We start from the raw sequence: 13143 nt of genomic DNA on the forward strand, positions 1-13143 counted from the left end.
TGCGAAAGCATATGAAAATCATATAGCTGGTTTGCAGATCGGATCGGAACTGAAGATGGACATCAAACAATTACGTTATTTTATTGCCTTGGCAGAAGAGCTTCAAGTAACTTCAGCTGCGTATCGCCTACATATGTCTCAGCCTCCGCTTAGTCAGCAGTTAAAGCTGATGGAAGAGGAGCTCGGCGTGTCGTTATTTATTCGAAGCGGACGTTATCTCGAATTAACCGCCCCAGGCAGAACGTTGTATGAGCATGCTCTTACCATTACGCGGCTGTTGGAGGAAGCGAAGGAAGAAGTAAAAGAATCCGGGCTTGGAGTAAGAGGGAAGCTGTCCATTGGCATCAATACGTTGTCCGACGAGCGGCTTCCCGGCGTTCTCAGCGCTTTCCGCATGTTGTACCCGAAGGTTACTTTCAAAATCCAGCAGAATGAGACGATCACCTTAACCAGACTTATCAAGGATAAAGCACTTGATTTGGCGATTGTCCGCCTTCCGATTAACCTTGAGGAATTTGATCATGTCATTCTTGGTGCTGAGCCGTTGTTTTTTGTAACGGGAACGGGAAGCGAGAACGAGGAGCACGAAGCGATAACCTATGATTACATAGCTGAGCATCCGTTAGTCCTCCCGAGTACAGAAGGTCTTGGTCTTTATCATTTGATTCTGGATCAATTTCATTCACGAGGATTGTCGCCGTCCATTATTGGGGAGTGCTCCGATATCGGTATGCTTGTGGAGCTTGTAGCTTCCGGGTTTGGCGCTTCCATTCTGCCGCGGACCTCTGTTAACCGGTATCAGAATCATCGCATTCGCGTATTCCCGATTGAAGGACCAGATGTCACCTCAAGCTCCGCAATCATTTGGTTGAAGCAGCATTATCTAAGCAAAGCCGCGCAAAAGCTCATTGAATTGATAGCGGAGCGTCCGATTACTTAAGGGGCAGGAGGCTACTTTCTGCCAAAATGCCGTGTCCTATCTGTTTGAGTCTGAATTTATTAATAGGAAGGGAAGGTAAATACAGACTCGAAGGAGGGGATGTCATGCAAGGAAGAACCAAAGGCAACGCCCAAGGCATTGACGTATCCCATTACCAAGGAGACATTGATTGGCAGAAAGTAGCGGGTGCTGGCATTTCGTTTGCTTTTGTCAAAGCAACGGAGGGTGAGACCTACAAGGATCCAACATTCATGCGTAATGCCTCCGAAGCGGCAGCAGCAGGGCTTCTGGTCGGTGCTTATCATTTTCTGCGGGCAACATCTGCGGCAGCTGCCAAAAGAGAAGCGCAGTATTTTTATCAAACCGCTTCACAAGCCAACAAGCTGCTGCTGCCTCCCGTGATGGATTACGAGACGAATTCGGGTAACCTTAGCGACGCAAGCATGAGTGCTGTAGCAAAAGCTTTTCTGGAGGAGACGGAACGGCTATTTGGGGCCAAGCCAATCTTTTATACCGGTAACGCCTTTGCGAAACATTTTGATACCTCGCTTGGCAGCTATCCGCTATGGATCGCCAGATATAATGCTTCAACACCACCTGACGATGCAAAGGCATGGGGAAGATGGACCTTTTGGCAGTACAGCGACGGAAGCTCCGGTGGTACATTGCCAAACGGCAGCCGGAGGATAGCGGGTATTAGCGGGAATGTCGATTTGAACGAATATGCAGGCACGGAAGAGGACTTGCTGAAAGCATATGGGCCAGAGGAGGATCAGCCAATGACAGATGCAGAAAGACAGCAAATGGAGGAGCTTTCAGAGCGGATCGCCGCTCTTGAGAAGCATGTTAATTTGTCGGGTGACCAGACGCCGCCGAGTTGGACGAAGACGTCGACTTCAGCTGCTATGAAGGCAGGTATTATCACCTCGGTAAACGATAAAGGGATGCCGGAGTTTATTACGATTCAAATGCTGTATAACGCAGGCTTATGTAATGCGGAATTAATCAAATTTTTCAAATCATTTAGTGCCGATACTCGCAAGGCGATCGAAGATCTGCTGAAGTAAGATGTAAAAAAATCCCCTCCGGTCTTGCCGTGAGGGGATTTACCTGTATTAACCTAAAGTTTTGATTAGCTCATTGCCATGAATATCAAAAAGGGAATAAGCTTTATCGACCATGGCTTTATCTTTCTCGAATAAATGAAGGGCTTTATCGCGGATTCCACTTGTTGTAGACACATGATTAAGCTGCTGCACCATAAATTCAGAGTTACATAAGGCAATGACCTTCTTGCTGTATATCGTTAGCTTTTGTTGAAACTCCACGGCTGCTTCTATTATTTCTGGAGAATAAACGACAACTTCACCATCTGCAGCCTTCATGTTGCGATGGTCGACTAATATATTTAACTCATCTCTGCCATATGCTGAGCAGATGCCTAATATGGTCGATGTTAAATAATCGACATCTTGCTTACCGCCAAACAAGCCGTTAACCTGGAAGGCTAATATTTTCTTATCATGGTCCAGATGATAGCTGAATCTTTCTTTAAAAGGTACTGTAAAATCACTGGGTTGATAGGCAAGATTACACGAGAATCTCTCACTTGAGAAAAGATATTGAATGGAGACACGAAGAGCGGCTGCGATCTTTTCAATATTAACCAAACTAAGATTGCGTTCTCCTCGTTCAACACCACTTATGTACGTTCTGTCGAGCCCGGAATGATAGGCCAGCATTTCTTGCGACATCCCGCTGCGGGCACGTAATTCCCTGACGATTTGTCCAAATTCGGAACGAATGTCCATGAAGATAGTCCTCCAGATCTGCGTTAGTAGCAATTGGAATACTTAATAGAAGAGAAAGCTTCGTTCATTCTATTGGAATAGGATGGAGGTGTCAATAACATGGAATCAAGTTTTCCCCTTAAAGCTGCTGTTGTTTTGCGGGGCATTCACGAAGTATAGTAAAAGTGGTGATCGCCCTTGAAGGATATTCCATTGTATAAACAAATTCAAGAAGCTATTAAAAATCAAATATCACTTGGAAACCTGCGGCCAGGTGACAGAATTCCATCAGAGATCGACTTGGCTGCCCAGTTTCATGTAAGCCTAATGACAACAAAAAATGCCTTGGCCGGCCTAGCAGAAGAGGGGATTGTTGTCCGCTCCAAGGGCAGGGGTACTTTTGTTGCCGGACAGGCTCCTTACAAGCTGTTTTTTTCGGAGGAGGAAAGCAGCGGGAGGAAGCTGCAGATGCCGATGAAGCATCAATTAATTGGCATGATTATTCCATCTATGCGTACGAAAGTCGAACAGCGGCTGCTTGACGCTATTGAGAAGGCTGTTGACGGATTCGGCTATACGCTGGTGATTCGTGTGTCGAGAGGCAGTGCCGTGAAGGAACTGCAGTCGCTTGAAGATCTTGGTGCACTTGGTATCAGCGGACTCATCTTATTCTCGATTGGGGCACAGAATGAGCGCCGGACGGTAGTGAGGGCAGAGGAGCTTGAGTGCCCGGTTGTTCTGATTGACCGTTACTATACGGATATACCGCTAGTAAGCGTCAGTTCGAATAATCAAGCTGGAGCACGACAGGCTGTTTCTTATCTGGCAAGTAGAGGGCATCAACGTATCGCGTTACTTACGCCGCCAATTGAACATAGTGTTATGGCGGATAGGCTTTCCGGATTCGACAATGCGGTAATCGAATACGGGATTGAGGAATCTTCTATTCTACGTTATACCGTTCCATATGAAGTATTTAATGTTTCGAGGAGAGAAGGGGCGGAGTGGATAGAGCATTGGATGCGGGAGCGGCATGCCGAATTTTCCGGACTAATAGCTACTGATGTAGAGCTGGCCAGGCTAGCTTATCATGCTTTAAAGCGGATGTATCTGATGTCTGGTAAACAACTGGTCACCTTCGATGATCCGGAAATCCCGGAGGTCGCTTATATTCGTCAGAATGAAACGGCAATCGGTGGGAGAGCGGTGACGCTGCTAATGAACCGTATCCTTCGCGGGGAGAAGCTGCAAGGCAGACATGTTGTTCCAACACGGCTCATATTCCCTTCATAAAAAGAAGAAGGCGGACCTCGTCAGGGGTCTGCCTTTTTCGCACTTATGGATTGACCTTGAAGTTATCGAATCGTGTATGGTTGTTCATTGTACGCAATCCTGCCTTACCGTGAGTAAATGGGTTGCTGCTGTTGTCCGTATAGGTGATCTTTGGTGTGGTCATATCGTTCACATATACTTTGATCGTTGTGCCGGAGGTTGTAACCTTCATATGATGCCAGGTCCCCGCTGCCAGTGAGATCGGCGAAGAGCCAACAGCCGTGTAATTATAATTCATCTTGCCTAAGTAAACCCCGCTGGACTTGATAAAGGCATAATAACCTTGGAGATAATCTGGATTATTGACCAGTACAGTACCATTTGACGGATTATTCACTCGGACCAGCATGCCGGCATCGCCGGTAGTGTCCACAAGCTTAATATCTGACTCAACGGTATAGTCCGCCCAGCGCTCATTACCAATCGTCGTTTTGCCAAATACGCCTGCTCCTGCAGAATCCAGCTCACCCGAGTTAACAGACCAGTTGCCTTCAAACCTTGTCCATCCGTTGTCATTGCCGTCATTAAAGTCGTCAGTCAGGCTGGTGACTGCATCGCCGCGGGAGAAGGTCATCCCAGAGAAATCAAATTCCCCTTTAACAAACTCGAACCGGAGCTCGTGATAACCGGCTGTTAGATAAAGTCCTTTTTTACTCGCCGTTGTCCAGCTTTCCCAATCGCCAGAGCTTGGTACATTTACAATGCCGGTCAGATCGGTTGACGCGTCCCATACGCGGAAGCTTGCATCCGTGTAGGTAGTAGCAAGGCGCGCATCCAGATCGTAGTAGCCAGTCTCAGCAACATTCACGCGGTATTTCAACCATTCACCGGTTTGATTCCAGCCTACGACATTTTTACCCTCCGCTGCTGAGCTGCGGATATCTACCAAACCCATGCGGTAGGCGCCGCCAGTGTTGCCTGCGGTCAAATCATGATAGGCTGTTCCCTCAGCCCCATTCATATAATGAACAGCTTCAATTTTGCCTGGAAGAGGTTTGTACGCATTCCATGCGCTGCTTCCGTTCACTTTGTTGCTAAAAGCGGTGTAGCCAAAGTCGGCATGAGCATCCGTTGTGGTGTACCCGATCTTGCCGCCTGCGATTCCGCTTACAGTACGAGTCTGTTTCTTCATTCCATCCACATAAACGTTGAAGCTGGTACCTTCTTTCTCCACGCGGATCTGATGCCATTTGGTATAGTCGTATCCTGATGGAAGAGCTGCATATTGCCACCCTTGGCTGACGCCGCCAACAACATAATTCGTCTCCAGTCGGTTCAAGCTTCGGTTCAATACCGCTGTACCGTAGTTGTTCTCATCCGTGTAGGAAAATACAGCGCCATACACCGGGTTGCTGGTTGTACCTTGCTTGATCTGCTTCGTGTTGAACTCCGCTGTATAATCGCTTGCGGTGCTTGTACTGGTCACTTGGCGGTAAGTAGTTGCGCTGCCAATCGTGTCCTGCCACATCAGCTCCTGATTATAGATCCCCCATGTACCGCCGCCGATATTCGTCCAGCCGGTCCCAATCGATGTCCGGTTGAAGCGGTCTTCAAAATCGGCCAGCTCGGGATTTTGCTGGGAAGCCGTAGTTGGACCAAGCAGCAGCATCTTGTCGCCGTTCCAGACAACGCGGTCCAAATTCATTTTACGGCCAGGATAGACCAGATTGCCGCCTGAAGCGTGACTGTGATACACCATGAAGTCAGAATCAAGGTCAGGTCCTTTGATCATGCTGTTATGTCCAAGGCCAACATTCGAACCTTCCGTATCAATCAGAACGGGATTCTGGCTGTCTGCCGGTGCGAAGCTGGTGGTAGGGCTTGTACTTGTTGCATAGTTAACTCGATATGCTGTGCTCCAAACATGATTACCCGTGTAGGTCATATAATATTTGCCGTTACGCTTGAAAGTAGTAGACCCTTCTGTCCAGCCAGCCATCGATAATCCTGTGCCCACAGCTGTACCAAAGGCTGTAGGGCTCGTCATTGGACGTGCGTTAATCGTGTTAGAGCCGGTCGAGTAGAAGTACCATTTGCCGTCATCATCGATAAAGACATTACCGTCAATGCCCATGCCAAGGTTGCCTGTTGCTACGGTGAAAGGCCCGGTTGGACTGGTGCTTTGGAGTACATAATGTCCGCCGCCGCCCGGGGAAGTGTACATGTAGAACATGCCGTTCCAATAGACGACTTCAGGTGCATAAGCAGCCTTCGTGACCGCTTCTGTCGTGCACAATCCGCGGTAGGACCAATCTACGAGATTAGTAGTGGACCATACCTTGACGCCGCTCTGATCATCAACGGTACTGACGTAAAGGTAATAGGTGCCGTTAAATTTTAGAATATACGGATCGCCTTCACCATAGAAATCATTGTTTGCCCAATGCCAGGAATCTGAAATAGTAATCGGATTGCTGTACGCGCTCACCTGGAGCGGCATCAGCATAACAGAAGCTGCAGCGCCAAGGAGCAGGGTTTTCCATTTCTTCATCAATGATCATCTCCTCAAATAGTGGAATAGACGCTTTAGTAAGCGTTTTCAAAACGTAGTATAACAGGCGACCGTCTTGAGGGCTTATATCTAATTAGATATAAAAACAGCTACTTGGCGTGATTTTGAAGAAATATCCGGGCGACGAAATAGTCAGGCTTGAAAAGCCTTATTTATTATATTTGTAATAAATGATATATTTGTAGAAAGCGCTTACTTTATTAACTTTATTAGGGAGGAACGACGATGAACAATCTTTATATGCGCAAAGAGGGTATCTCGAGAAGAAGCTCAAGCTGGGACCAAACCGGAGGAAATACGGACCACATTATAATAGGCCCGGGAGATACCAGCATGATTGCAGATCTAGCCGGTTCAGGTGTCATCCAGCATATTTGGATTACGATCGCTTCCTCTGACCGTCATTATTTCCGCAAAATCGTCATGCGTATGTATTGGGATGGCGAGCAAGAGCCAAGCGTGGAGGCACCTATTGGCGATTTCTTTGGCGTTGGTCACGGTGTGGCAAGCCATTACGTCTCTCTGCCGCTTAATATGATTACAACTCAAGGGATGGTCGAGGATAAAGCGGCGATGAACTGCTTTTTCGAGATGCCTTTTGGCAATGGCGCAAGAATTGAAATCGAGAATGAATGCGAGAAGGAAATCGTCTTTTATTATTATGTAGACTATGTAGAGAAGCCGGTGCCGGAGGACGCGTTCCGATTCCATGCCCAGTTCCGTCGGGAAATGCCAACGAAGGGTCTTATTCAGCTAGAGGGATTGAAAGCGGAGCATGACAAGTATGATCATCCTTTTTATGCGAATGACATCGTCAATGCGGTTAAAAATCTAGATGGGGCTGAAAATTATATATTGCTTGAGGCTGAAGGCGAAGGACATTATGTAGGCTGTAATTTGAGTATTGACCATCTTGATCCGATCCCCGGAAACAGCTGGTTTGGTGAAGGCGATGATATGTTCTTCATCGATGGCGAGCCGTGGCCTCCGCGGCTTCATGGGACGGGGACAGAGGATTATTTTTGCGCGGCCTGGTGTTATCCTTCGGGAAAATATGACGGTCCTTATCACGGCATCTCGCTGGCTGCGCCAATACGTGCGAATGGTCATGCCTGGACGGAGAAAACACTCATTCCTACGGAGATGGATTACTCCGGCAAATGGACAACGTATCGATTCCATATCGTAGATCCGATTATTTTCCGGAAGTCGATACGCTTTGGCATTGAGCACGGCCATGGCAATTGCCAATCCAATGATTACAGCTCGGTTGCATACTGGTACCAAAGGGAGCCTCATAAGGCATTTCCTCAAATTCTGCCAGTAGAGCAGCGGCTTCCTCTGTCGGAGCGGGCAAGTATGAGCCATTTTCTGAAGAGCTTCTAGTCATCAACAGCATAGGGAGGAATTTCATGAATACGGTACTTCATCCTCTAAAGCAAACTGCCTTTGAGGAATTGCCACTAGGATCCATCCGGCCGATTGGCTGGCTCAAAGATCAACTGCAGATTCAGGCGGAAGGGATGACAGGGCATCTGGATGAGTTCTGGAGCCATGTCGGTCCAAACAGTGGATGGCTTGGCGGCACGGGAGAAAGCTGGGAAAGAGGACCTTACTATTTAGATGGACTTGTTCCACTGGCCTATCTTCTGGAAGATGAGAGATTAATAGCGAAGGTAAAGCCCTGGATCGAATGGACGCTTGCAAGCGCTCGGGAAGACGGACAGTTCGGCCCATCCTCGAATGATGATTGGTGGAGCCGGATGGTTATGCTGAAGGTGCTCATTCAGCATGCTGAATATACCGGCGATGAACGAGTCATTCCTTTTATGACCAACTACTTCAAATACCAGCTGAAGCATCTTCCGAATCGTCCGCTTGCAGAATGGGCAAAGGCGAGGGGTGGAGAGAACTTAATCAGCGTGTATTGGCTGTACAACCGTACTAGTGAGCCGTTTCTGCTGGAGCTGACACAAATAATCAGTGAACAAACCGAGAATTGGAGGGGGTTATACGAGCAGTTCCCGTATTGGAACCGTCAAACCTCCTTCGATCACCGTGTTCATGTCGTTAATGTAGCAATGTCATTCAAGCAGCCAGCGCTCCATTATTTGCAGACGGGGAATGAACTGGATAAAGCGGCTGTATATAAAGGCATTCGAAGCGTCATGACCTACCATGGCCAAGTAAATGGCATGTTCTCTGGTGATGAGTGGCTGGCCGGAACGCATCCAAGTCAAGGGACGGAGTTATGTGCTGTTGTTGAATATATGTATTCGCTGGAACATCTCATACGGATAACCGGGGACGGTTATTTTGGGGATATTCTGGAGAAGGTCGCGTATAACGCGCTGCCTGCTGCGATCAGCTCGGACTGGAAGGTTCACCAGTATGATCAGCAGGCGAATCAGATCATGTGTACACATGCCAAGCGGAATTGGACGGAAAATAATAATGAGGCCAATCTGTTTGGCATCGAACCGCATTTTGGATGCTGCACTGCCAATATGCATCAAGGCTGGCCGAAATACGCGGCTAGGCTTTGGATGGCAGCTGAGGAAGGTGGACTTGCTGCCATCTCCTATGCACCTTGCCGGGTAACCGCGCAAGTTGGTGCGGAGAAGCGGACTTCGGCTGTTGTACAAGTTGAGACCTCGTATCCGTTCCGGGATACGGTCAACATAAAGGTTGAGCTAAGCTCGCCGGAGACATTCACCATGAAGTTCAGAATTCCGGAATGGTGCAAGGCGCCGGTACTGCTGATTAATGGCGAGCCTTATCCTTTGCAAGCTGTTCAGGGGTTCGCCTCGATTCACCGATTATGGAGGGAGCAGGATGAGTTCTTGCTTACGCTGCCCAAGCAGGCGAGGCTGGTTCCACGTGCAAACGGTGCAGTTGGTGTTCAATATGGTCCAATTATGCTGGCTATTCCAGTCAAGGAGCAATGGCAGAAGCATCGGACCTATCCTCCCTTTCATGATTGGGAGCTCTATCCGAGATCTCCATGGAATTATGGTGTAGAGCTTAGTGAGCAGTCTGTTTCGGATAAAGCCAGAATAATAGAGGATGAAGTCCAGAAGCAGCCATTTGCTGCAGAAAATTGTCCGATCCGTATGAGTGTTCAGGCACGCAGACTTCCTCAGTGGACAATGGAGATGAATTCCGCAGGCACACCACCGGTCAGTCCAGTTATTAGTAAGGAGCCGCTAGAAGAAATCGATCTTGTTCCGTATGGCTGTGCGAGGCTGAGAGTTGCGGAGTTTCCGGTTCTTTGCGAGCTTCCATAATAGTTCTTTCTTAAAGTCGGCCTAATGCCCTTCCTAGCGGGGGCATTAGGCCATTTTTTGTGCAGCAAGTTAGAGATTATACTTTAAAGATTTGAATCCGTTTATATTCCTTCATGATCTCGTCATGCAGTGCATGCTCCTCTGGTATGCCCATATGTCTTCGAATGACATGATCTGCCCCTTTTTGCCCGATTGCCAGCTGCAGAATTTCAGCTTCCGGATCGGCATGGTAATCAAAATGCAGCGCTGAAGCAATGGAAGATGCCAGATTAGTTACGCCATGACCCAGATTGTAAGCCTGAATGGCTGGTCTCACAAATCTCTCTGCTGCAGACAACTTACGCAGGGGAGAACGGCCAACACGGGTGATCGAATCGGTAAGCGCAGAATTGGAAAATCGACGCAGCGTTTGGTTTACGTACTGTTGCTGCTCTTGTTCGTCGAAGCCGTGCTTATCAACGAGCAATTTAGAGGTTTCATCCAAAGTCTGCTCTATTCGGTCGCGGATTCGATCATCCTGCATTGCTTCCTGTATCGTTGAGATTCCCTTCAAATAACCATGATAAGCGGCGCTGCTATGGCCTGTATTAACGGTGAAGAGCTTGCGTTCAATGTAGGGCTCAAGGGAATTGGCATATTTGACGCCATGGATGCCTGGGAAACTATCTAGCAGCGCCTCTTGATGTATAACCCATTCACTGAAGGGTTCTACCACAACGCTAAGCGGATCTTTATTTTTCTGATGGGGAACGATACGGTCCACGGCTGTATTGGGAAAAGAAAGGAGACGGTTCGCTGCTTCATGAAGCTCGGCTGGTAGCAGCGCATATACCCATTTTTTTAATTGCGTGCTGGCTTTTAAGGCGTTTTCACAAGCCATGATGTGCAGCGGCTTGCTTTCGTTAAGAAGCCGAAGCTCGATTCCGGGTGCAATTTGCGCCGCCACATTTCTTAAGGAGGATGCACCAACAGCCGTTGTTATTAGGTCAGCATCCGCGACTCGAGCTTTTACTTCTCGAAGTTCGTTTACATGAAGAGCCGTTACATGGTTTACCCGCCACTGTTCCTTTGTTTCGCCCGCCATCGTGACAACATACGACTGCTGCTGGCGTAATGCGGTGACCTGTTTATAGTTTCTCGTTACAAAACATATCTCGTAGCCGGATTTTGCAAGCATCAACCCGATAAAACCCCGTCCGATGTTACCTGCTCCAAAGTGTACGGCTTTCATGTTTATCACCTCATTATTATTTGAATATTCAGATAATTAAGATGAGCGAAAGCCTGTGCCTCGTCTCAATGATAAGGCAAAGACTTGGGGAATTTATTAAACCGCTGGCTTTGCTAAAAAGCCGGATGGATCATTAATTAAATGCTCGAAGCTAATGTCGGCGAGTGATTGGCCATGCTGCGTAATATTGCCGAAATCCAGATACTGCGTGATTTTATTAGGGAGAACGACACAATGGAGTCCTGCTGCAATGGCCGATTTGGCGCCATTAGGAGAATCTTCGATCGCAATGGCATCTCCAGCTGGAATGCCAAGTATCGAAATGGTTTGAAGATAGAGGGAGGGATCAGGCTTTACCAGCTTGACATGATCAGCGGTTTGAATACATTCGAAATACGAGGTTAGCTCCAGCTTGTCGAGATAAGGTGTAATCCACTCCAGCCTGGAACTAGAAGCAAGACCGATACGAAGGCCAGCAGCTTTTGCGGATTCTAGGAAGCTGATCACTCCAGGTCTCACCGTCTCTTGCTTCATCAGCTCAGCATGCTTCTCGTGTACTCTCGAACGGAATACATCCCGGTCGATGGCAATTCCGCAATCCGTGATCAAATATTCATATGGATTAAACAAATGAAGACTAGTTCCTATACATTGCGAGTATTGCTCCAAGGTAAGCTCGACTTTATGCTCCGCATAGAGTGCTCGGAATGCCTCGTACCAGGGTGTCTCCGTGTCTAGAATCGTTCCGTCGAAATCGAAAATCAACGCTTTTGCCATTTGCATCTCCTCCTTGCGCTTTCAGCGCTTCGTAGTCGCTTTTGGGCAGTAAAAAGCAAAAAGACCCTGTGTACACAGGGCCTTGCTTGAGTAAGCAATAAATGATTGCAAGACCCTCCCTGGTAAAGAATTACCAGCGAATAAGCGTAATTCAATCCTACAGGAAGGGGGTGGTAGTGTCAATGAATGCAATCGCTTACTCATGAAATTGATTTATGATAATTTTTTAATGCACATTTTTCGGGCTAATTAGCTCTGCTGCGGTCTTTATAAAACACATGCACGACAATATCCTGCTTATAGTTGCCAAATTGCTTGCCAAACAAGCTGATACCGCCGCAGTGGCGGGCTGTCTCCAGTGAGGCGAGCCTAAAGCGGAAGTCTTCCCCTAGTTTGATGCCCACATCATTCACCGTAACCTCAGATAGCTTGACACCATCCAGGTAAGTACCTGTTTCCTGAATCGTTAAGGTTTTGAGTAGACCGTTCTGCGTACCAAGCTGCCACCATGCAGGTGTTAAGGCGCCGCGTTTGCTGCCGAAGTCGCCTGGACATGTCCAAACCCCAACTTCAATATCGTTAATAAAGAAGCTGATATCTGACGGCCAATTCTCGTCATAAGAAGGGGCCTCCGAGCAAAGCTCCAAGGAAATCTCAACTTGCTGAGCCGTTTGAGCAGCATGTAGATAATTGGGGATTCGGTATTCAACATAACCGCTGCCGAACCAAATATGCGCCGCATTCATCCGCTCCGGATCGGAGAAGTATCTCGGATCATCAACTAGACCTAATATCTTCGTGTCGGAAGCGAGTCCGCAGGTTGGTTTTACGGCATAATTCGAGTATTGCCCGATTGGAATTTCTATGGTGTATTTCGACTCTTTCTCTATTTCATTATCCATAGAAGAAGATCGAAGCTGCAGAGTAAGCGAATCAATAGCAAGGGAGCACATCTTTGGGCTTCCTCGAGTACCGGACAAGCTTTCTGTCTTAATCAGACCGCCGTCCTCCATCTTCTGAATATGTTTGGTCACGATAGCGGATGACAAGCCAAGTGTCTCTGCTAACTCTTTAATACTCATCGACCGGTCACTAAGGAGCTCGATCATTTTCACACGCGTTTCAGATGAAAAGCATTCGAGCATTTCCATATATTTGGTACTGATTTGAATATGCACGTTATTTCCTCGCTTTCTTTCTACTCGGCTATTATATAACCATTAAGTTAATAAAACAACTTTTAGTTGACGTTAATTCGGTCAGGAGATAAAATA

General features: G+C 47.6%; 10 protein-coding genes. 5 read left to right on the top strand and 5 right to left on the bottom strand.

Translation table 11 applies throughout. The features are described from left to right. The first annotated feature begins 55 nt into the window (after positions 1-55). Both FHS17_RS06995 and FHS17_RS07000 read left to right on the top strand, forming a co-directional pair. The gene (locus FHS17_RS06995; RefSeq protein WP_167277239.1) at positions 56-940 is read left to right on the top strand and encodes a LysR family transcriptional regulator; all 885 of its coding nucleotides are present in this window, start codon (positions 56-58) and stop codon (positions 938-940) included. Between the two features lie 104 nt (positions 941-1044). After that, positions 1045-2007: a glycoside hydrolase family 25 protein gene (locus tag FHS17_RS07000; protein WP_167277241.1), complete on the top strand. Its 963-nt coding sequence runs from the start codon at positions 1045-1047 to the stop codon at positions 2005-2007. A 48-nt stretch (positions 2008-2055) separates the two neighbouring features. Here the strand turns inward: FHS17_RS07000 and FHS17_RS07005 are convergent, their stop codons facing one another. After that, positions 2056-2751 carry a helix-turn-helix domain-containing protein gene (locus tag FHS17_RS07005; RefSeq protein ID WP_167277245.1) on the bottom strand — a complete coding sequence of 232 codons (696 nt, stop codon included), beginning with the start codon at positions 2749-2751 and terminating at the stop codon, positions 2056-2058. A 192-nt stretch (positions 2752-2943) separates the two neighbouring features. Here FHS17_RS07005 and FHS17_RS07010 point away from each other — a divergent pair, with 192 nt between their 5' ends. Further along, the gene (locus FHS17_RS07010) at positions 2944-4023 is read left to right on the top strand and encodes a GntR family transcriptional regulator (RefSeq protein ID WP_167277248.1); all 1080 of its coding nucleotides are present in this window, start codon (positions 2944-2946) and stop codon (positions 4021-4023) included. A gap of 43 nt (positions 4024-4066) precedes the next feature. On the opposite strand, the gene FHS17_RS07015 is transcribed toward FHS17_RS07010, so the two are convergent. Beyond that, entirely contained in the window at positions 4067-6553 is a 2487-nt protein-coding gene (locus FHS17_RS07015) for a family 43 glycosylhydrolase (RefSeq protein ID WP_167277253.1), read from the bottom strand. 246 nt (positions 6554-6799) lie between these two features. Between FHS17_RS07015 and FHS17_RS07020 the strand changes: the two genes are divergently transcribed. Then, a complete protein-coding gene (locus FHS17_RS07020; RefSeq protein WP_167277260.1) occupies positions 6800-7960 on the top strand; it encodes a glycoside hydrolase family 172 protein in 1161 nt (386 codons plus the stop codon). A gap of 26 nt (positions 7961-7986) precedes the next feature. Next, positions 7987-9861, top strand: a complete 1875-nt coding sequence (locus FHS17_RS07025; protein ID WP_167277267.1) for a beta-L-arabinofuranosidase domain-containing protein — start codon at positions 7987-7989, stop codon at positions 9859-9861. A 76-nt stretch (positions 9862-9937) separates the two neighbouring features. Here FHS17_RS07025 and FHS17_RS07030 read toward each other — a convergent pair whose 3' ends face one another. The 3 genes from FHS17_RS07030 to FHS17_RS07040 all read right to left on the bottom strand — a co-directional run bounded on the left by FHS17_RS07030 (position 9938) and on the right by FHS17_RS07040 (position 13047). Further along, positions 9938-11092: a mannitol-1-phosphate 5-dehydrogenase gene (locus FHS17_RS07030; protein WP_167277273.1), complete on the bottom strand. Its 1155-nt coding sequence runs from the start codon at positions 11090-11092 to the stop codon at positions 9938-9940. A 96-nt stretch (positions 11093-11188) separates the two neighbouring features. Further along, positions 11189-11869, bottom strand: coding sequence for an HAD family hydrolase (locus FHS17_RS07035; RefSeq protein WP_167277276.1), 681 nt, complete (start codon positions 11867-11869; stop codon positions 11189-11191). A gap of 245 nt (positions 11870-12114) precedes the next feature. Beyond that, positions 12115-13047 (bottom strand): ArsR family transcriptional regulator, encoded by a 933-nt coding sequence (locus FHS17_RS07040; RefSeq protein ID WP_167277279.1) that lies wholly within the window; start codon positions 13045-13047, stop codon positions 12115-12117. Between the last annotated feature and the right edge of the window lie 96 nt (positions 13048-13143).

The sequence above is a fragment of the Paenibacillus lupini genome, from assembly GCF_011761355.1.
Lineage (GTDB): Bacteria > Bacillota > Bacilli > Paenibacillales > Paenibacillaceae > Pristimantibacillus > Pristimantibacillus lupini.

What these genes read in the sequence shown, in the direction of transcription:
- FHS17_RS06995 (WP_167277239.1), top strand. Translation starts at nt 56, where the DNA reads ATGGACATCAAACAATTACGTTATTTTATTGCCTTGGCAGAAGAGCTT.
- FHS17_RS07000 (WP_167277241.1), top strand. Translation starts at nt 1,045, where the DNA reads ATGCAAGGAAGAACCAAAGGCAACGCCCAAGGCATTGACGTATCCCAT.
- FHS17_RS07005 (WP_167277245.1), bottom strand. Translation starts at nt 2,751, where the DNA reads ATGGACATTCGTTCCGAATTTGGACAAATCGTCAGGGAATTACGTGCC.
- FHS17_RS07015 (WP_167277253.1), bottom strand. Translation starts at nt 6,553, where the DNA reads ATGAAGAAATGGAAAACCCTGCTCCTTGGCGCTGCAGCTTCTGTTATG.
- FHS17_RS07020 (WP_167277260.1), top strand. Translation starts at nt 6,800, where the DNA reads ATGAACAATCTTTATATGCGCAAAGAGGGTATCTCGAGAAGAAGCTCA.
- FHS17_RS07025 (WP_167277267.1), top strand. Translation starts at nt 7,987, where the DNA reads ATGAATACGGTACTTCATCCTCTAAAGCAAACTGCCTTTGAGGAATTG.
- FHS17_RS07030 (WP_167277273.1), bottom strand. Translation starts at nt 11,092, where the DNA reads ATGAAAGCCGTACACTTTGGAGCAGGTAACATCGGACGGGGTTTTATC.
- FHS17_RS07035 (WP_167277276.1), bottom strand. Translation starts at nt 11,869, where the DNA reads ATGGCAAAAGCGTTGATTTTCGATTTCGACGGAACGATTCTAGACACG.